Annotated in this window: 15 protein-coding genes; 3 read left to right on the plus strand and 12 right to left on the minus strand. The window is 65.7% G+C overall.

From position 1 onward, the window contains the following. Positions 1 to 34: 34 nt before the first annotated feature. The 5 genes from NY08_RS18655 to NY08_RS18675 are packed head-to-tail and all read right to left on the minus strand — an operon-like array spanning position 35 to position 9,153. Positions 35 to 3,238, minus strand: coding sequence for an arabinosyltransferase domain-containing protein (locus NY08_RS18655; RefSeq protein WP_045198005.1), 3,204 nt, complete (start codon positions 3,236 to 3,238; stop codon positions 35 to 37). Further along, entirely contained in the window at positions 3,216 to 4,985 is a 1,770-nt protein-coding gene (locus NY08_RS18660) for a glycosyl transferase (RefSeq protein ID WP_045198007.1), read from the minus strand. Before NY08_RS18660 ends, NY08_RS18655 begins: the two co-directional genes overlap by 23 nt. A gap of 60 nt (positions 4,986 to 5,045) precedes the next feature. Further along, positions 5,046 to 6,935 (minus strand): galactan 5-O-arabinofuranosyltransferase, encoded by a 1,890-nt coding sequence (locus tag NY08_RS18665; RefSeq protein ID WP_045198010.1) that lies wholly within the window; start codon positions 6,933 to 6,935, stop codon positions 5,046 to 5,048. A gap of 5 nt (positions 6,936 to 6,940) precedes the next feature. Next, positions 6,941 to 7,705, minus strand: a complete 765-nt coding sequence (locus NY08_RS18670; RefSeq protein ID WP_037187221.1) for a decaprenylphospho-beta-D-erythro-pentofuranosid-2-ulose 2-reductase — start codon at positions 7,703 to 7,705, stop codon at positions 6,941 to 6,943. Then, on the minus strand, positions 7,702 to 9,153 hold the full coding sequence (locus NY08_RS18675) for an FAD-binding oxidoreductase (RefSeq protein WP_045198014.1): 1,452 nt from the start codon (positions 9,151 to 9,153) through the stop codon (positions 7,702 to 7,704). Before NY08_RS18675 ends, NY08_RS18670 begins: the two co-directional genes overlap by 4 nt. Before the next feature lie 47 nt (positions 9,154 to 9,200). On the opposite strand from NY08_RS18675, the gene NY08_RS18680 reads away from it, so the two are divergent. Continuing rightward, the gene (locus tag NY08_RS18680) at positions 9,201 to 9,719 is read left to right on the plus strand and encodes a GtrA family protein (protein WP_082074050.1); all 519 of its coding nucleotides are present in this window, start codon (positions 9,201 to 9,203) and stop codon (positions 9,717 to 9,719) included. Positions 9,720 to 9,941: 222 nt separating this feature from the next. Here NY08_RS18680 and NY08_RS18685 read toward each other — a convergent pair whose 3' ends face one another. Together NY08_RS18685 and rfbA are read right to left on the minus strand one after the other, a co-directional pair. Then, positions 9,942 to 10,526 carry a dTDP-4-dehydrorhamnose 3,5-epimerase family protein gene (locus NY08_RS18685; protein ID WP_045198017.1) on the minus strand — a complete coding sequence of 195 codons (585 nt, stop codon included), beginning with the start codon at positions 10,524 to 10,526 and terminating at the stop codon, positions 9,942 to 9,944. After that, positions 10,523 to 11,398 carry a glucose-1-phosphate thymidylyltransferase RfbA gene (gene rfbA, locus NY08_RS18690; RefSeq protein ID WP_045198019.1) on the minus strand — a complete coding sequence of 292 codons (876 nt, stop codon included), beginning with the start codon at positions 11,396 to 11,398 and terminating at the stop codon, positions 10,523 to 10,525. The genes NY08_RS18685 and rfbA overlap by 4 nt, the downstream gene beginning before the upstream one ends. A 150-nt stretch (positions 11,399 to 11,548) precedes the next feature. Between rfbA and NY08_RS18695 the strand changes: the two genes are divergently transcribed. Together NY08_RS18695 and rfbB are read left to right on the plus strand one after the other, a co-directional pair. Next, positions 11,549 to 12,067 carry a maleylpyruvate isomerase family mycothiol-dependent enzyme gene (locus NY08_RS18695; protein ID WP_052683872.1) on the plus strand — a complete coding sequence of 173 codons (519 nt, stop codon included), beginning with the start codon at positions 11,549 to 11,551 and terminating at the stop codon, positions 12,065 to 12,067. Between the two features lie 255 nt (positions 12,068 to 12,322). Beyond that, positions 12,323 to 13,327: a dTDP-glucose 4,6-dehydratase gene (gene rfbB / locus NY08_RS18700; RefSeq protein WP_037188736.1), complete on the plus strand. Its 1,005-nt coding sequence runs from the start codon at positions 12,323 to 12,325 to the stop codon at positions 13,325 to 13,327. Between the two features lie 8 nt (positions 13,328 to 13,335). Here the strand turns inward: rfbB and NY08_RS18705 are convergent, their stop codons facing one another. Genes NY08_RS18705 through NY08_RS18725 form a run of 5 tightly spaced genes read right to left on the minus strand, consistent with a single transcriptional unit; the run spans position 13,336 to position 18,890 of the window. Then, the gene (locus tag NY08_RS18705) at positions 13,336 to 14,172 is read right to left on the minus strand and encodes a glycosyltransferase family 2 protein (RefSeq protein ID WP_045198021.1); all 837 of its coding nucleotides are present in this window, start codon (positions 14,170 to 14,172) and stop codon (positions 13,336 to 13,338) included. Next, positions 14,169 to 14,636 (minus strand): GtrA family protein, encoded by a 468-nt coding sequence (locus NY08_RS18710; protein ID WP_032395526.1) that lies wholly within the window; start codon positions 14,634 to 14,636, stop codon positions 14,169 to 14,171. Before NY08_RS18710 ends, NY08_RS18705 begins: the two co-directional genes overlap by 4 nt. Further along, the gene (locus tag NY08_RS18715; RefSeq protein ID WP_045198024.1) at positions 14,633 to 15,574 is read right to left on the minus strand and encodes an NAD-dependent epimerase/dehydratase family protein; all 942 of its coding nucleotides are present in this window, start codon (positions 15,572 to 15,574) and stop codon (positions 14,633 to 14,635) included. The genes NY08_RS18710 and NY08_RS18715 overlap by 4 nt, the downstream gene beginning before the upstream one ends. Continuing rightward, positions 15,571 to 16,623 carry a glycosyltransferase gene (locus NY08_RS18720; protein ID WP_176459412.1) on the minus strand — a complete coding sequence of 351 codons (1,053 nt, stop codon included), beginning with the start codon at positions 16,621 to 16,623 and terminating at the stop codon, positions 15,571 to 15,573. The genes NY08_RS18715 and NY08_RS18720 overlap by 4 nt, the downstream gene beginning before the upstream one ends. 14 nt (positions 16,624 to 16,637) lie before the next feature. Next, a complete protein-coding gene (locus NY08_RS18725; RefSeq protein ID WP_144407397.1) occupies positions 16,638 to 18,890 on the minus strand; it encodes a hypothetical protein in 2,253 nt (750 codons plus the stop codon). Positions 18,891 to 18,929: the final 39 nt, after the last annotated feature.

The raw sequence follows: 18,929 nt of genomic DNA on the forward strand, positions 1-18,929 counted from the left end.
GCACCGTCCCCGGAATCGTTACAGAACCAGGGGATCAGTCGGTTTTCATCGGCCCGTCGCTGGCCAATCCGGACCGAGACTGCTGCTCGACGGCGATCTCGGCCGTCGCCGCGTCGGGATCGAGTGGCATGTATCTCTCGATCGAGCCCCAATCTCGGGAGTAGTCGTCGGCGAGGTACGACGGCAGTGTCTGCGCTCCGAGGAGCAGTTCGGTCCAGCCGAGCGGGCCGCCGCCGATCGAGTCCTGCCAGGCGTTGGTGGATTCGGCACCGGTGCGGTCGGGCAGGATGCGGTACTTCGGTACCTCGGCGACGCCGTCGCGATGATCGAACGGACGCTGGCACGGAAACGCGAGTCCGACGGCCCAGTCCAGCAACACCGGATCGGTCGATCCGACCAGGGAGTTCAGCGTCTGGGTCTTCGGGACACGCGGCGGGGTGACGGCGAGCCATTGATCGCCGGCCAGGTCGTTGTCCTCGGCGACGATGCGCACGACGTCCGCGTCGGCGGGCAGGTCGTTCATCGGGACCCGCAAGTTGCGCCACGACGGCGACGGACCGATATCGAGCGGGGTGACGCGGCCCAATGCCTGAACGTCGCCGCCGTCGCGGCGTCCGTATTCCAGCTCGACGCGTTGGCCCGGGGTGACGACGCCGTCCTTGTCGACCGATCGGATGCGGCCTGCGGCGGCGATGGCAATGAGGTCGCCGTCTCCAGGAAGCTCGTACCAGCCCGAGGTCAGGGACGCGGGCTCGGTGGCTCCGAAGCTGCCCAGCACCGGAGTGGTTGCAGGACTCAAGCCGAACGGCAGAGCGACTGTGCTGCCGTTGATTCCGACGTTCTCGTTGGTTCCGCCGGAGGTGCCGGCGGAGTTCGACGAGGTGGCCGCGGCGCTTTGTTCGGAGTCCTCGGGGCGGATGGAGTTGGCGCTGCCCTGCGCGGTGTCCTCGGAGTCTGCGGTCAGGTCCTGGGCGACGCCGTCGGGGGTGAAGCCGGTACTGCCGCCGGCACCCAGTGCGTCGGCTGCGGGATCGAGCGGTTGCAGGACCGAGCCGTTGACGTCGGTCTCCACCTGCACATCGCCGGCTAGTCCGCACGAGTTTCCGGCGAGGGCGGAGAAGTTCGATCGGGCAATGGAGTACGCCGGGTACTGCGCCACAGCGCCTTTGACGAACGAGAGCACCTCGAAGGCAACGACCCCGCCGGCGACGATGGTCAGCGCGGACGGCGCGAAGCGTCGACGCGTGCTGGGTTCCTTTCGGCGATAGGGCAATCGGACGTGCTGGTAGGCCGCGTAGAGCAGCGTCAGAACCGTCAGGCCGAGCAGGATCGTCGAAAAGCCCTTTCCGGCAATGGACGGCGGCTTGTCGAACCACGGAATGCCGTAGCTCGAGACGTACCACCATCCGTTGGAGCTGGTGAACGCCACCGCCGTCAGGAACAGTACGGCGGCGGTGAACAGTGTTCTGTTGCGCGGGGATCGGACGGTTGCCGCGGTGACGGCCACGGCAGCCAGCGCGGCCAACGATGCGGCGAGACCGGCGTACACACCGAAGTGGTGGGTCCACTTGGTGGGCGTGAACATCATCAGAGCCAGTGCGCCCAGGATGATTCCGAGGATCCGACGCGACGGCCCGGTGGCCGTGCCGGGGATGCGTCCGTTCTTGCGGAGCATCACCGCGATGCACACGACGATGCAGAGCAGCATCGCGAACATGCCGAATCGTCGGGCGAGCGAGCCGTCGGGCGAGATGGTCATCAATGCGTCCCAGCGGACGCGTTCTTCGAACCACGGCACGTTCGGTCCGATGGCCGAGCGCACCCGGGTCGCTTCGAGGACGGTGCTCAGAGTCTGGTCGGCGAAGATCGCGATCAGCACCGCCAGTCCCGACGCGACCAGCGGCGCAAGGACGGCGAGCAGTCCCACCTGGCGAGCTCGGTTGACCACGATCATCACCAGCGGGCGCAGTCCGGCGAGCAGGGCGGCGACGGCGATCAACCCGGTGGGACCGGCGGCGAGGGAGAACGCGGCGATCAGGGTGCCGATGGCGGCGGGCAGCAGTCGTCCGGTGGCGATGGCGCGTTCGATCGAGCACCACGTGAGCAGGGCACCGAGGGCGATGATCGGTTCTGGGCGCAGTCCGTTGTCGTAGGGCAGCCAGAAGGCGAGGAACACGAATCCGGCGGTCCACAGCGCGACCCGGTTGGTGAGCACCGCGCGGCCGAGGCGGGGGATGACCTCGCGGCTGATCACCAGCCAGCACAGCAGGGCCGCGATGGTGGCGGGCAGGCGCATCCAGATACTGGCGGTGCTGACCTTGGCGAGGGCGGCGAGCATGTCGTAGTACGGCATGCCGAACGGTGCTTCGGGGACGCCGAACCAGCGGAAGTAGTTGGCCATGTAGCCGGCGTTCTCGGAGACGCGGGCCATGTTGAGCAGGTAGCCGTCGTCGGAGGTGTTTGCGCCGATGAAGTGCCACAGCACCAGCACGCCCACCACGACGGCGTCGACGCCGGTGATCGACTTCCAGCGTGAGGGGAGGAATCGGCGGTGGCGTCGACCGTCCATGCTGTCGAGGCGATGCAGCGCGAACAGGGATGCGATCACAGCGAGTGCGCCGACGATCATGGCCAGCAACTTGAACGCGGTGGGACTCGAGGAGTAGCGCGAGTCGATGTCCGCGCGCACGGTCAGGCCGTCGACCGGGGCGGTGAGGTCGGTGTAGATGCCGACGACCTGCGGCCGGATGTCTCCGTCCACCGTGATCGCCTCGCCGTCGAGGTCGACGACGGTGTTGGTGGCGTTGGACGACACGGTCAGGGCGCAATTGCCGCTCAGCTCGGAAACGGGAGTCGCGGCAAGAACCCGATCGCGCAGCAGAACCTGCAGTCGGCCGTCGTCGACCCGCACGATCAGTGCCTTCTGCTCGGTCTTCGCAGCGGCGATCGGAGCAGTGGAGACCAGGGTGCCGCCGTCGGTGAGAGCACTGGCAGCGCTGCACGGAACGGTTGCTTCGAGGTCGACGGGCGAGTAGCTCACCAGCGGGGCATTGACGCTGCCGAACGAACTCTGCGGCCACGACAGCGTCGCGACGTCCTGCTGAACCGGCAGCAAGGGAGTCGCGATGGCCAGAACCGCACCGATGATGCCGGTGACGATCGCTACCAGCCGGGCGGTTTTCGGGTTCGGAGCGGTCTCGGGCACGCCGACGATGCTATGGGACGAGCGTCCGCACATCCCACACCCATACGCCACCGGTGTATCGAGGCTGGACACCGAGGAGGTCGGTCACGGTGGTGCGTAGGGCGATGGTGTTCTTGCTCGGCGGCAGGACGACGACGTCGGCCTCCCAGAACGCCATGTCCTGCGCTGCCTGACTTCGCTGATCGTCGGTGATCTCGGGAACGGTGCCCGAGTCGTAGACCGAGCCGAGCAGCAGTGCGGTGGGCCGGTCGACGGCTCCGTACTTGGCGACCTTGTCTTCTTGGTCGCTCGGTCCGACGAAGTATCCGGCGGCCAGCTTGAAGCCCATGTCGGCGTCCATCTGCCAGCGCAGCGGGCGCGCGTCCTCGGGCCGTGGGAGGGGAACGGTGACGACGGAACCGTCGTCGACGTAGTTCTCCCACTCACCGTCGGCGAAGAATTCCGGGGTCGGGGACTTGTCGACGGTGACCAGCGGCGTCGGGATCAGGGGCACGAGCGCGAGGGCGAGTCCGGCGATCCAGAACGCAGGCAGCGGACGCAGTCCGTTGCGGAACGTCCGATCGGTGGCCAGGACGAGCAGCAGGGCCAGGGCAGGTACTGCGCCCAACGCGAAGCGGGTTTCGAGCACGGATTCGACGAGGGGGTAGTCGGCGAGCTTCGTCCACGGCAGCGTGATGCCGGTGTCGTTCTTGCCGATCACCAGCGTCGCGCCGAGCGAGAGCACGCCCATGACGATCGCGGTCGCGGCGGCGGCACGGGCCGATGCGACGCGCCACATCCACACCGCGGCAACCAGGCACAGGACCAGCAGCGGCCAACCGAAGTACGCGTTCTCCTCGGTGGCGTTGATGCGGACGTTCTGACCCGGCGTCGCCTCGCCGCCGAGGGATTGCGTCGGGAACTGGAACAGCGCTTTGGCGTCGTTTCCCATCGGCCCGTGTTCGAGGAACGAGTACGACTGCGGGCCGAAGAACTGCCACCACAGCGGAAACGCCGCGAGAGTCAACGCGATGCCGGCCGATACGGCGAGTCGGGGCACGGCATTGCGGACGGCGGGCCACAGCGATCGCGGCCGTGACACGTAGTAGACGACGGCGAAGATGGCGAACGACATCGCGAAGATCAGCAGCGGTTCTTCGCCGAGCAGGACCTGCAGCGCGACGATCAGGCCGAGGCCGACGGTGTTCTTGGTGGTACCGCCGCCGCGAGCGATGCGGGTGACCAGCATGGCGATGACCGGAAGCAGGAACAGCACCACGAAGTTGGGGTGCCCGTTGGCGTGCGAGATCGCGCCTGGGGCGAAGCCGCACAGCGCACCGCCCATGGCCGCGGCACCCTTGGATGAGTTGAGCTGGCGGGAGAACAGCCAGAACCACGCGAACGACGTTCCTGCCAGTCCGACGGTGAGAGCAATTGCCCAGGTCACCGTGGGTCCGAAGAGCAACGTGATCGGGGCCAGCGGGATGGAGATGCCGAACATCGCCGTGTTCGCCATCAGATTCACCCCGAGCGGGTAATTCTGCAGGTCACTCGCAAACGGGTTGCTCAGCGAAGCAACCGAATGCGCGGCGACGGAGAAGAACCACTCCCACATGGTCTGGTCCTGGCCGCTGTTGTAGAGGTAGCCGCCACCCAGATTGCGCCACTGACCCTGCAGGACGTACACGGCAGCGACCAGAAATGCGACCGCTGCAACGACGTCACCACGTCCGACGCCGGAGTGTCGAGCCGGGGCCGTTGTCGGCTGCCGCTCGAGAACTCTCTGGTCGTGGGTGGTCATCGCGTCGAGGTTACAGAAACATCACGATGGGCGAAAACTCGAACGACCTGGGTCACATGATCATGCAGTGCGCACCACCAGCGCGAAGGGGCCGATGTCGGTCACGGTGAAGCGTGGATCCTCGAACAGCGCCTCAGGGAAGGTGACGGTGTAGCGGCGCACGTTCGGATCGTTGGGGTAGACGTCCTCGGCCAGGCGCAGGGTGTAGCCGTCGGCACTGCGCCGGAACAGGAATGCGTCCGGTGCCCGCCACGGGCTGCTCTCCAGCGCGTCGATCAACTGATCGGGTGTCTCGAGTTCGGTCCATTGCTCGATGGCGTCGGCTCGCTGATCGAACTGCGCCAGCGGGTTGGCGTAGTGAGAGGTCAGTCCTTGGAAGCCGAAGTACGGGTAGTAGCTGAGGAACGAGGTGTCCGCGGTCAGTACGACGGTTTCGTCGCGCGGACGCTGGGTCTGCTCGGTCAAGGCTTCGTCGACCTCGCGGTAGTACGAGACCGCGCTCGGTGGGCGCATGTCGGCGCGGTTGCCGTCACCGTCGGTGTCGGAGTAGGCGACGGTGATCTCGGTCTGCAGTACCTGGGGGATGTTCTGCGCGTAGGTCATGGCACCGATGGCCGCTACGACGACGGCCGCGATGCGGAACTTGGGTGGCTCGTTGATGGCTTGGTAGATCGCGTGGCTGCCTTCGAGGAAGCCGAAAACGCCTGCGCTGCCGAGCAATGCGATCAGGACTGCTTCGAGGCGGAACGAGAGCAGGGTGGTGCCCGCAGCAGTGGCGGCCATGGACAGCAGAGTCCACAGGTAGATCGATACGACGCCGACGCCGAGTGCCTGTGCCCGGCGTGAGGACGAGAAACGCACCGCGACCCACACCGTGCCGATGAGGCACAGTCCGCCCATCAGGGAGAACTCGAACATCGGGAAGGGAAGTGTCGCACCGGCTTCGGGCAGGTAGTGCAACGCCGTGCCCGACGTGGACGGCGCACCGCGCAGGAATTCGATCAGGTAGGGCAGCCACACGGTCGCGGCGATGAGGCCCGAGATCGCTGCGATCGCGGCGACCTTGATCGCGATGGGAACCAGGACGTTCCAGGACTTCCGCTCGCGATATGCGAGGACCGCGGCGAACAGTGCCATGAGTACGACGGTGAACGCCGCCAAACCGAGGTACAGCGTGTAGAACGTCGCGGCCAGACCGAGGAAGAGTCCGGTGCCGACCACCGCGCCCCACCCACCCGATGCGCTTCGGTGCAGCGCTCCCCACGCGAGAACCAGTGCCGGAGCGAAGAGCATCACGATCACGGCGCTGTATGCCTCGGGGGAGGCGTGGGCGACGACGAGTGCGGTGGTGACGGCGCTGACGGCGACAGCCCAGTCGGCTCGGATGAGCGCCTTCCACAGCACGAACGACACGACGGCGGTGACGGCCAGCAGCCCGATTGCGTAGGGCTTGAACACTTCCCAGCCGTCCATGCCCAGGATGTTGCCGACGCGTCCGCCGAGCCAGAACCAGCCGGCGGGGTAGAACGGCGGGATGTCGGCGTACGTCATGTCCCGCAACGACGCCGAATCCGTCAGCCGAGTCAGGTATTCGGTGCGAAACTCCTGGTCGACGGAGATGCCGAACAGGTAGAGCTTGGTTGCAGCCAGCGGCATCCCGAGGGTGACGGTGACGAAACCGCTCAGCCCGACCCATGCGGCGAGTCGAGCGATCCACGGCCACTTGTGAATTCGGTACAGGTAGATCGACGCGGCGAACAGTGCTGCGGCAACCACCTGCCCGAGCGTCGTGATCGCGCGGGTGACGTTGGACGAGTTGAACGCCGGCCACTGAACCAGTGAGAAGGCGTACAACCCGACCGTCGCCACCACGACTGCGAAAAGCGCACCGAGAGCGATCTCCCCGACGGCAGAAGCGGTTCTGCGAGCCGGTGCAACCCCGATTGTCATCGAGATCAGATGGGCAGCTTGCGGAAGATCGGCCGCGGCACGTGCCGCAGCACCATCATCACCAGACGCCACGGCGCGGGAGTCCAGATGAGGGGAGTGCCCTTGCGTGACGCGTTCACCGCGAGCTTGGCGATGACCTCCTTGTCGACGGTCATCGGGGCTTCCTTGACGTGCGCGCTGAACTTGGTGCGCACCATGCCCGGACGAACGACGGTGACCCGAGGTCCGAACTCGCGCAACGCTTCTCCGAGTCCGAGGTAGAAGCCGTCGAGTCCGGCCTTGGTGGAGCCGTAGACGAAGTTGGAGCGTCGTACCCGCTCGCCCGCCACCGAGGACATGACGATGATGCGGCCGTAGGCCTGCGCCTTCATCTTCTCGCCCAGCAGCACGCCGACCGACACCGAAGCGGTGTAGTTGATGTTCGCGGCGAGGACGGCCTTGCGCTGGTCCTGCCAGAGCTGCTCGGCATCGAAGTCGACGGCGAAGGCGACGATGGCGACATCGACGTCACCCTTGGCCCAGGCGGCGTCGATGACCTTCGGGTGCGATGCGGTGTCGAGTGCGTCGAAGTCGATGACGTCGACGGACTTCGCGCCCTTGGCGTTCAGCTGTGCGACGGCGCTCTCACGCAGTGGATCGTTCGGCAGCGCGGCGAGGATGACACGTGCCGGCGACTTCGACAGGTACTCCTCGGTGATCGCGAGACCGATCTCGCTGGTGCCACCCAGAACGAGAATCGTCTGGGGGTTACCTACGGCGTCTATCGTCACAGCAGTTCCAGCCTTCTAGCCATATCGGAGGCGAAAACGCCTGTGGGGTCAACGGATCGACGGACCTTGATCCATTCGTCGATCCGCGGGTACATCGAATGGAACGTCTCGGCGTCGGTGCGCGAATCTTTCGCGGTGTACAGACGGCCACCGAATTCGAGCACGCGCTTGTCGAGTTCGCGGACGAACTCGTTCAAGCCCGGCTTGATCGGGAAGTCGACGCAGATGTTCCAACCCGGAATCGGAAAGCTCAGTGGCGCTTTGTTTCCGGGCCCGAACAGCTTGAACACGTTGAGGAACGAGTAGTGCCCGGACTTCTGGATATGGACGATGATCTTCTTGAACTCGTCGACGGCCTCCGGCGGCACCACGAACTGGTACTGGAGGAATCCCTTGGAGCCGTAGGCGCGGTTCCACTCACTGAACATGTCGAGTGGGTGGTAGAACGCCGTAAGGTTCTGCACCTTGTTGCGGTAGTTGCCCGACTTTCGGTACCAGACCTCGCCGACGGCCGAGAAGGTGTACTTGTTCGCGAGTCCGTTCGGGAAAATGTCGGGGAACTTCACCAAGGGCTTCGCGTTGAAGAGCAGCGGATCCTTCTGCAGCTTCTCCGGCAACTGGTCCAGGCGCGCCAACGATCCACGAGACACAGCCGCGCGACCGAGCTTGGGTGGCGGAGCAACCGCGTCGAACCATGCGCTGGAGTAGTCGTAGTTGTTCTCGCTGCCGTCGCTGTGCAGTGCGATGGTCTCGTCGAGGGTGCTGGTGACGTCGCCGTCGGCGATGAAGTACGCCGTTTCCGTGGGCGTCATCTCGATGGTCGCGCGCAGGATGATGCCGGTCAGTCCGTTGCCGCCGACCGTCGCCCAGAACAGTTTGGCGTTCTTGCCCGACGGCGTCAGGTGCCGGATCTGACCGTCCGCCGTGAGCAGTTCCATCGAGCGGACGTGGTTGCCGAAGCTACCCGCGCTGTGATGGTTCTTACCGTGGATGTCCGTTCCGATCGCACCTCCGATGGTGACCTGTCGCGTACCCGGCAGCACCGGTACCCACAGACCGAACGGCAGCGCAGCACGCATCAGCTGATCGAGGTTGACGCCACCGTCGACGTCGACGATGCGCGTGGACGCGTCGATGCTGTGAATGCCGTTCAGCGCATTCATGTCGATGACGAGGCCGCCGGAGTTCTGCGCGTTGTCACCGTAGGAGCGGCCGAGGCCGCGGGCGATGACACCGCGTCGGAGGTAGGCCGGCTTGGAGTCGTTCTGCTCGGCGACCTGCTTGACCGCGTTCGCGATGAGCTCGGGGTCGGAGGTCGAGAGCACCTCTCCAGTGGAGGGCGCAGTGCGGCCCCAACCGGTGAGTGTGCGGGTCTGCGTGGGTAGCGGCGCAGTGTTCCCGGCCTGTGGTTCCAGGGGGAAGAGTGCGTCGTCGGCTGTCGTGGACATCGCTCAAGAGGGTACCCGCACCGCAGCAGCGGCTAGTGTCAGTCCTCGTGTCCACCCCCGACCGCTCCGCAGAAGAAGGCTCGACGGGCGACGACTGGTCGCCCGAGGACGAAGAGTTGCAGCATCACGTCCCGCTACCCGTCGAGCTGCCGTTGACCGAGAACATCGCCGACGCGGCCCTCGACCTCAAGACGCAGGTGCTGCGGTTCCTGGCGACGGGTGTGCTGTCGGCAATCGTCGACCAGGGCGTCAACCTGCTCCTGCATTTCGTGTTCGGCGTCGGTGTGACGCTGGCCAAGGCCATCGGCTTCGTACTCGGAACGACGACGGCCTACCTGATCAATCGCCGCTGGACGTTCAACGCGGCCCCGTCGCGGGCTCGGTTCTTCGCCGTCGTCGCGCTGTACGGAGTCACCTTCGCCGTCCAAGTGGGCATCTACACCTGGCTCTACCAGGCCCTTCCCGACGGCTTCTGGTACGCCAACGTGGCCTTCGTCATCGCGCAGGGCACGGCGACGGTCATCAACTTCCTCGTTCAGCGATTCGTGATCTTCAAAATTCGCTGAGCCTCCGGATTCGCGCCCGGGGGTCCGCAAGCGCGGGTTCGGCCCATGGGTTCGCAAACGCGCGCGCACTTGCCAAACGCGGGTTCGCCCCCGTGAGGTTCGCAAACGCGCGCGCACTTGCTGAACGCGCGCATTCTCGTCAACTGTCACGGGCGATTCCCCGCGCGTCTGACGAACGCGCGCGCGTTTGCCCGATCTGGCGTCGCCGCCTCGCCCCGCCGCTCACGAGAAGTTCGGCAGGGCTCCGCGTTCGAGGGCTTCGGCGAGGGTGGGGGCGGCTGTGTCCTTGTCTGAGAGTTCGTAGGTCAGAGGCGATCCGTCGCGTGCGGTGGTGGGCCAGTCGATGCCGAGGGCGGGGTCGAGTGGGTTGATGTCGCGGTCCAGGGCCGGGGTGTATTCCAACGAGCACAGGTACATGACGGTCGAGTTGTCCTCGAGCGAGAGGATGGCGTGGCCGAGTCCTTCGGACAGGAACACCGCTTTGCGGTCGATGTCGTCGATCAGCACGCTGTCCCACTGCCCGAACGTCGGGGATCCGACGCGCAGGTCGACGATGACGTCGAGGAATGCTCCGCGGGCGCAGGTGACGTATTTCGCTTGTCCGGGTGGGTTGGTGGTGAAGTGGATCCCACGCAGGACGCCGGCTGCGGAGACCGAGCAGTTCGCCTGCAGCAGCTCCAACGACCGCCCGGTGGTCTCGGCGAAGAGGCCGGCTTTGAACCATTCGAAGAACACACCGCGATCGTCGCCGAACTGGCGTGGGGTGTACTCGTAGGCACCGGCGATGCTCAACTCGCGAAAGCTCATGCTCGGTGTCCTCGGTCGATCAGGTCCAGCAGGTAGCGGCCGTACCCGGATTTGACGAGTGTCTCCGCGCGGGCGCGCAGTTCGTCGTCGGTGATGAATCCGCGTCGCCACGCCACCTCTTCGGGGGATCCGATCTTCAGGCCCTGGCGTTGTTCGATGGTGCGCACGTAGTTCGAGGCGTCGAGCAGCGAGTCGAAGGTGCCGGTGTCGAGCCAGGCGGTACCGCGGGGGAGGACTTCGACCTGGAGGCGGCCTGCCTCGAGGTAGTGGCGGTTGACGTCGGTGATCTCGTATTCCCCACGCGCGGACGGTTGCAGGTCGCGGGCGATGGCGATGACGTCGTTGTCGTAGAAGTACAGCCCCGGGACGGCGTAGTTGGATTTCGGGGCGGCGGGTTTTTCTTCGAGGGAGATGGCTTTGCGGTTCGCATCGAATTCGATGACGCCGTAGGCGGTGGGGTCGGAGACCTCGTAGGCGAAGACGGCTCCGCCGTCGATGGTGTCGAAGCGGGACAGTTGGGTGCCCAGGCCGGGGCCGTAGAAGATGTTGTCGCCCAACACCAATGCCGCGGAATCGGTGCCGATGTGGTCGGCACCCAACACGAACGCCTGGGCGAGGCCGTTGGGCTCGTGTTGGACCTTGTAGGTCAAGTCGATGCCGAATTGGGAGCCGTCACCGAGCAGACGCGTGAACTGGTCGGCGTCCTGGGGTGTGGTGATGACGAGGATCTCGCGGATCCCGGCCAGGATCAGAGTCGAGAGCGGGTAATAGATCATCGGTTTGTCGTAGACCGGGACCAGCTGCTTGCTGACGCCCATCGTGATCGGATGAAGACGCGAGCCCGTGCCGCCCGCCAGAATGATTCCCCGCATGACGGCGAAGTCTTCCAGACCCTCCGATCACCCGCTCGCTTGTGCCGCTCCGTTTCCGCGCGCGATGTGGAATCCGCCTCTAAACTTCGTCCTGCCCCGCAGCTGTGGGGAACGGGACCGACTGACCACCGAGAACCGAGGACGAGCCACGTGACGACGACGAACCAGATCGCCACCGGTATCGATCAGGTCACCGCTCTGCTCTCCACAGTGACCGAAGCCGAACGCGCATCGGCGACGCCCTGCACCGAGTGGACCGTCGCCGACCTGACCGATCACCTGGTGAACACCGCTGCCAACCTGGTGACCATGGCTCGGGGTGGAGAGATCGACTGGTCGGCGACGCCCGAGTCGTCCTCGGATCCGATTCCGCTGTGGACCGAGCGGACTCGCGAACTGCTGGCCGAGATCGACGCAGGTTCGCCGCTGCCGCTCGGCATGGTTGCCGCGGAACTCTCGGTGCACGCGTGGGATCTCGCGACCGCACTCGGTCGTGGAACCGATGATCTCGACCAGACCGTGCCCGAGGAGGGGATGGTGTTCATGTCGGCGAACATGACCGACGAACGGCGCGGTGGTGCCTTCGATCCAGAGCAACCGGCACCCGACGACGCGAACGCGTACGAGCGTTTGGCGGCTTTCGCCGGCCGCACTGTCCGAGGCTCCTGACAGTTCCGACGGCCGATCACTCCCACGGGATTCGGTAGGGCCGACACGGCACTCCCTCGTACGGTTCGGGCACTTCCGTTGCCGGCTGCGGGATTGCCCACATGAGGCCGAACAACAGCGCTATCGATGCCGCGAGACGAACAGGAATCTTCCCCAGACCCATCCGATCACTACTCCCCCGAAGTCGAGCAGAAGCTAGCACGCGTGGCAGACAAGATCGGCCCGCACGAGCATCCACCGGTAAAGTGCCTGTTCATGAGAATTCTCGTCACGGGTGGGGCCGGGTTCATCGGCGCGAACTTCGTACATCAGACCCTCGCGCAGCGTCCCGACTCCCAGGTCACCGTGCTCGACAAGCTCACCTACGCCGGTAACAAGGCTTCCCTCGATCCGGTGGCCGATCGAATCGAGTTCGTGCACGGCGACATCGCCGACGCCGATCTCGTCGACCGCCTCGTGCGCGAGACGGACTTGGTCGTGCACTTCGCCGCCGAATCCCACAACGACAACTCGTTGACCGATCCGTGGCCGTTCGTGCACACCAACGTCATCGGTACCACCACCTTGCTCAATGCGGTCCGCGAACACGACGTCCGCTACCACCACATCTCCACCGACGAGGTCTACGGCGACCTCGAACTCGACGACCCGGCGCGGTTCACCGAGTCCACTCCGTACAACCCGTCGAGCCCGTACTCGTCCACCAAGGCGTCGAGTGATCTGCTGGTGCGCGCCTGGACCCGGTCGTTCGGGGTCCGCTCCACCATCTCCAACTGCTCCAACAACTACGGCCCTTACCAGCACGTGGAGAAGTTCATTCCGCGTCAGATCACCAACATTCTCAGCGGCTCCCGGCCCAAGCTCTACGGGGCAGGGCAGAACGTGCGTGACTGGATCCACGTCGACGATCACAACAGCGCCGTCTGGGCCATCATCGACGGCGGCCGCATCGGCGAGACCTACCTCATCGGGGCCGACGGCGAAGCGAACAACCGCACCGTCCTCGAAGCGATTCTCGAAGAGACCGGCAACGCACCCGACGCCTTCGACTTCGTCACCGACCGCCCCGGCCACGACCTGCGTTACGCCATCGACTCGACCAAGCTCCGCACCGAATTGGGTTGGACGCCAACATATGTCGACTTCCGTGCCGGCCTGAAGGCGACCGTCGACTGGTACCGCGAGAACGAGCAGTGGTGGCGACCGCAGAAGGACGCCACCGAGGCCGTCTACGCGGCGAAGGAGTCGGTCCTGCCCTGAAGCAGGGCCTAGCTGCTGCGCGACATCCGGTGGCGCAGCAGCAGGTACACCGCGCGACGCATGAACGACGTCATCAGTGCCTTGGCGTTTCCGATGCGAACGTCGGTGTCGGACAACAGGCTCGGGTCGCTGGCCTGTAGTGAGCGGTGGAAGTCGGCGGCCTGACGTGCCTGCTGCGTCGCAAGCTCCACACTCCACTGCCCCGAGTTGATGCGGAACGATGCCAGTGGTCGGGGAATTGCCACGATGTCGCCGCGGAGCGCGACAGCGATGAACGTGGCCTGATCGATCAGGTAGGGATGACTGTTGTCCCACAGCCCGATTTCGCGGAGCTCCGCGAGCTTCATCATGACGCCGCCGGGTTCGCCGAAGATGTTGGCACCGGCTCGGACTGCGGTTCGCGCGGCAACTCGACCCGAGACCGTTCCGTGCAGGCCGCCGAGCCCGCGGGCGGCGATGACCGTCTTGCCGTAGGCGTCGATCAACGTCCGCTGAGAGGCGACCAGAACGGCGGTCGGGTTGTCGTCGAATGCCTGGACCTGTGTCGCCAACGCGGTGGGCGCGATGGTGTCGTCGCCGCAGACGAGTTTGATCAATTCGCCGGTGGCCTCTTCGGTGACCCGATTCCAGTTGGCCTGCGCGCCGCCACCGGCCGGGGTCGTCAGCACACGAATGCGCGGGTCGTCGAATTTCTGCGCGACGGCGAGGGTGCCATCGGTCGACGAATGATCGGCGATGACCAGCTCGAAGTCCGTGAAGGTCTGGGCGAGAATCGAATCGATGGTCTCGGCCAGGTACTCGGCGTTGTTGTACGCCGGGACGACGACGGATACACGGGGTGTCATGGTGTGGGGGCCTGGCTCTTTCTGCGGAACGAGAAGTCGCGGTAGCCGAAGAAGCTGACGACTGCCATCACTGCTGTGACGACCAATTGTGAAGGGATGGGCGGGAAGTGGAAGACGGATACGGCGATCGTCATCAGGGAGATGTTGGCGACGAAGGCGCCGAAGTTCACGACGAAGAAGCGCAGCAGATCGCGTAGGAAGTGCCCACGCACGCGGAACACCAGGTATCGGTACATCGCGAACGCGCACAGCACGTTGCAGAGGTAGCCGAGCACGATCGCGGCGTGATATCCGTATCGCTCACCGATCAGCAACTGCCACAAGATGAACCACGCGGTACCCAGTGCAGTGTTGACGCCTCCGACGAGCAGGAACGCGATCTTCTGATTCTTGACGATGCGCATCAGCGGCCCCGGTGCGCCGTTCATCCCGGCCGGGGGAGCGGGGGTCTGTGGTTCGGTCATCGACCGACCCCCAATGCCTCACGGGTCGCGAACAGTGTGGAGGCGATTCCTGCGGGCAACGTGCGGTGCGTTCGCCGATCGATCTGCGGCCAGACCGTCGAGCGCAGTCGCAGATCGCGACCTTGGAACACCGCGAGCGGCGACGCCGCCAGCACCACGTTCGGTCGACGGCGGAACACCGTCCGGCAGGCTCCGAGGATCGAGCCGATGGTGACGGCCTCACCGGAGGCGAAGATCTTGATCGTCGGCGAGTGTCGTTGCGTGGCAGACATACCGAGGGTGTCGGCGACCATCTCTGCCGCGTCGGACACGTAGAGGTAGTCACGCAACGTGTCCATCGGTACGTAGATGGAGACGGGTGAGGCCATGAGGTAGCCCCGGCACAGGTGTGAGATCAGACCCTGCGGTTTCGCGAGGTTCTGGCCGGGCCCGTAGAGGTTCGCGAACCGACCGATGGCCACGTTGATCGCGGTGCGTTCCCCGAACTCGGTTGCGATGGCCTCGGACTGTAGTTTCGCGAAGCCGTAGTCGCCCAACGGAACCGGCCGTGTTCCTTCGTGATGCGGGGCTCCGGTTGCACCGGCGTAGACGCCTCCGGCGGACGAAGCGAGGAATACGGTTCCGGTGCCCGCGCGGTCGCCGGCGGCACTTTCGATGCGCGCCAGCACGGCTCGGATCAGGCCGTTCTCTTCGGCGAATTGCGCTGCGCTGGTTCCGTTCACACCCGCACCGGCGGCCCAGATCACGTTCCACGTACCGTCGGAGAAGGAGTCGAAGAACTCCGAACAGCGCTGCAGCAGAGCTTGTTCGGCAGATTCCCTGTCCGACCACGGGATGGTGCTGGTGTGCACTCGGTGCCCGCGACGACCGGCCTCGCGGGTCACCGCAGCGCCCAGGAGTCCGCCGCTGCCGACGATCCACGTGTGCGTTGCGGTCACGCCGACGGTGTGTTGTCGGTCGACTGTGGAGTTTCGACTGATCCTGCAGGCGCGGTGCGTCCGAGTGGGCCGTTTCCCGGATCGGTGACGATCAGGTACGGCGGCTTGCCCATGGCCGTCTTGACGTTGACGCCCACGTACTCGGCCACCACGCCGAGGGAGAACAGAGTCGCCCCGAAGCCGAACAGCAGAATCACCATCGTCGATGCCCAGCCTCGCACCTCGGCACCGGAGTCGAAGACGAAGTACGACACCAGTACGTAGGCCACCAGAATCAGGCCGAGTACCGCGAAGGCGATGCCGATGAAGCTGACCAGCCGCAGGCCCTTGGTGCCGCTCGAGAGCACCATCCGCCAGAAATGCGAGAGCAAGGTGCGCAGGCGGTAGCCCGATCGACGGTCCACCTCTTCGCGCAGCGCCACCGGGCTGGTCGTGACGTCGCCCGCGATCCACCCGAGTGCGATGTCCAGGTACGCCTCCGAACCGGCGTAGGCGGCGACGGAGCGGCCGACCTCACCCAGCACCAGGCGATAGCTCTGATAGTCCACGGTGTTGTCCCCGGCCAGGGCCTTGGCGATCAACCATTTCGCTCCGCGGGAGGCGGTGTTGCGCCACAGTCCGTGCGGTGCGACGTTGGTGGGCTTGGCGTAGACGACGGTGGACTGCCGGTCGAGGGCGGTGTCGAGCATGCCGCCGATGGCTGCCGGGTCGTGCTGCCCGTCCTCGTCCATCGTGACGATCCATTCGCCGCCGCTGGACGCCATGCCGGCGAGGGTGGCGGGGTGCTGACCGAAATTGCGACTCAGCCACACTCCACGAACGAACGGGTGCGCAGCGGTCAGCCGCCTGATCACCGCAGCGGAATCGTCGGGTCCGTGATCGAAGACGAGCAGAACTTCCTCGACGATCATCGGCCGCCCGACGGGGGTGTGAGTTACCTGCGTCAACGGAAGGATCTCGTCCATCAACGCACTGAGAGTCCGTTCACCCTGGTAGACCGGCACCACGATGGAAATGCGGTGCGGATCAGCAACAGAATCGTCGGACATCACGAGGGCCTACCCTATCCGTTCCCGCTGGCGCCATCGAACTCCGGCGCGGCAGGGCTTCTGCGTCGTCGCACATCGAGTACCACCAGACCGACCAGCAGCAGCACCCCGCCCGCCATCGCGGCGAGTCCGAGACGTTCGCCGGGCGGCCGGAAGGTGATGTGCAGATCTGCGTTCTCGGTACCGGGCGGCAGGTCGACGTAGAGGAAGATGTCGGCCAAGCCCTTGGTCTGCAGCTCTTCACCGTTCAGGGTCGCGGTGTAGCCGGGCCAGGCCAGACGGGAGAACACGACACTGCCGCCGTTCGGAGCGCTGACGTCGACGTGCTCGGAGTCGGCGTCGGACGATCGAGGTTCGGCCGTGGCGTTCACGGTCGCGACGACGCGTCCCGACGTGGCGGGAATCAGTCCGTCGACGCGTTCGAGGACGTAGATCTGGCGGGCGGACTCGGGCGTGGGAGCGGTCACCCACTCCCAGCCTGCGGGTGCGGGTCGTGCATTCGCGAGCGGATACTGGTTCTTCTGCAGCACGATTCGATCGAGTTGCATCAGATCGGCGTAGGTCTTGCCGGTGTACGGCTCGATCTCGAACACGCGCCGGAAGGCGTCCTCGCAGGTCGATCCCTCGTGCTCGAAGCACAGCAGGTTGGCGAAGTCGAGATATCCGACCGGGGTGTACGCGTTGACGTAGTCCAGGCCCATGATCTTGGCGGAGTTGCCGTACACCTGGGAGTGCCAGGGCAGCTTGGGGTCGTCGGGTCCTTCGGCCTCGGTCTCGGTGAGCGCACGGCTGCCGAGTTGCAGAGTCGCGCCCTGCCACTGCGGGAACTCGGCCTTGGCCTCGGATTGGGACGCGGGCAGCCACCACTTGTCGAAGGGCGGTTCGTAGGTGGCAACCTGGTACATCGCGACCGGCGCGATGGTCACCAGCAGCAGTGCCGCGGTCGCGCGCGTGGAGAACCGGTGGGCCAACAGCAGGGCGAGTGCTCCGACGAGCAGGATCACCAGCGCAGCGAGGACATGGCGGCCGAAGAACTCCGGGCCCGAAGAACCGGCCCGCAGCAGCAGCACCAGCGTCAACAGGCCGGCGGCGAGCAGCCGGGGCCGTAGCTTGTCGAGAGTGCCGTACCGGCTGATCAGGGTGACCACGAGAATCAGCGCGACGAGGGCGACGAACGGCAGGATGCGGGCGGGCCAGCGGATCGGTCCGATGTCGCTGGGGCCCGCGGTGAAGATCAGGGCGAACGCCAGCATGATCAGCGGGGCTGCCAGCTCGCGCAGAGCGGCGGGTACTCGACGCCATGCGATGAACGCCAGCGCGGGCACCACGAACCAGGCGATGTAGGTGACCGGCGATTCGGTGGTCTCGCCCGCCCAGGATTCGATGCTGGTCACAGCGGTCGGGATGCTCGCGGTCAGCGATTCCGACCACGGTGCCGTCAGGAAGTTGTCGTTGAACGTGCCTTCGTCGCCGCTACGCCAGGTGACCGCCGAGGTGAGCACGCCGGGCAGGAACGTGACGGCCCCGCAGGCCGCGGCGGCGATGCCTACGGCGCACACCTTCACTGCCGGACGCCACAGCCGCTGGAACAGGCGTTCGCCGATCGCGACGGATCCGATCATCACTCCGGCCATCACCGCGGCGTGGACGTATCCCACGCTGATGGCGAGGTAGAGGAAGACGAACGGCACGATGGGGCCGCTGCGGCCGCGGGCGTAGGACACCGAGCTCGCCCACGCGTTCATGATCCACGCGGTACCCATCAGTGCGGTCACCCACGAGGTGTTCTCGAAGAACAGCGTGAAGCCGACGAACGGTGCGCTCGCGCCCGCTACCGCGGCCCAGTTCGCCCGCGCTCCGTAGGCCAGAGCGACGCGAAAGACGCCCCAGGCCAACAGAATCGAGAAGCCGAGTTTGACGACCGTGGCCAGCAGCACCAAGTTGTCGATCGACGGCGAGATGTAGTTGATCGCCATCTGCACGGGATTCCACAGGCCGCCCTGGCCCTCGACCGGGTAGTTGCCTGCCATCCACTGATCGAGCACCAGCGAGGGGAAGTGCCCGTCGCGCATGATGCGTCCGAGCTGGAGCCAGTTGGGTACGGCACCCGATTCGGTGTCGTCGATGTAGAAGTAGCGGGGATCGACGCTGAGCACAAGGAGGTAGCCGAGAACGACGACTGCAGCGACCGCTGCTCCCCACGCGAGGCGCTCTCTCCTGCTGTCGGGCAGGGCGGCGCGCGCGATCTGGGTATCCGTGGGGGTCAAGGGTCAACTCCGTGAGTGCGGGCAAAGACACCCGACTGT

Origin of the sequence: Rhodococcus sp. B7740 (genome assembly GCF_000954115.1) — a bacterium.
Taxonomy (GTDB): Bacteria; Actinomycetota; Actinomycetes; order Mycobacteriales; family Mycobacteriaceae; genus Rhodococcoides.

Bases quoted from the DNA above. Each gene is read 5' to 3' on its own strand.
- NY08_RS18705 (WP_045198021.1), bottom strand. From the start codon at position 14,172: ATGACACCCCGTGTATCCGTCGTCGTCCCGGCGTACAACAACGCCGAG.
- NY08_RS18675 (WP_045198014.1), bottom strand. From the start codon at position 9,153: ATGTCCACGACAGCCGACGACGCACTCTTCCCCCTGGAACCACAGGCC.
- rfbB (WP_037188736.1), top strand. From the start codon at position 12,323: ATGAGAATTCTCGTCACGGGTGGGGCCGGGTTCATCGGCGCGAACTTC.
- NY08_RS18720 (WP_176459412.1), bottom strand. From the start codon at position 16,623: ATGTCCGACGATTCTGTTGCTGATCCGCACCGCATTTCCATCGTGGTG.
- NY08_RS18655 (WP_045198005.1), bottom strand. From the start codon at position 3,238: ATGTGCGGACGCTCGTCCCATAGCATCGTCGGCGTGCCCGAGACCGCT.
- NY08_RS18710 (WP_032395526.1), bottom strand. From the start codon at position 14,636: ATGACCGAACCACAGACCCCCGCTCCCCCGGCCGGGATGAACGGCGCA.
- NY08_RS18660 (WP_045198007.1), bottom strand. From the start codon at position 4,985: ATGACCACCCACGACCAGAGAGTTCTCGAGCGGCAGCCGACAACGGCC.
- rfbA (WP_045198019.1), bottom strand. From the start codon at position 11,398: ATGCGGGGAATCATTCTGGCGGGCGGCACGGGCTCGCGTCTTCATCCG.
- NY08_RS18665 (WP_045198010.1), bottom strand. From the start codon at position 6,935: ATGACAATCGGGGTTGCACCGGCTCGCAGAACCGCTTCTGCCGTCGGG.
- NY08_RS18685 (WP_045198017.1), bottom strand. From the start codon at position 10,526: ATGAGCTTTCGCGAGTTGAGCATCGCCGGTGCCTACGAGTACACCCCA.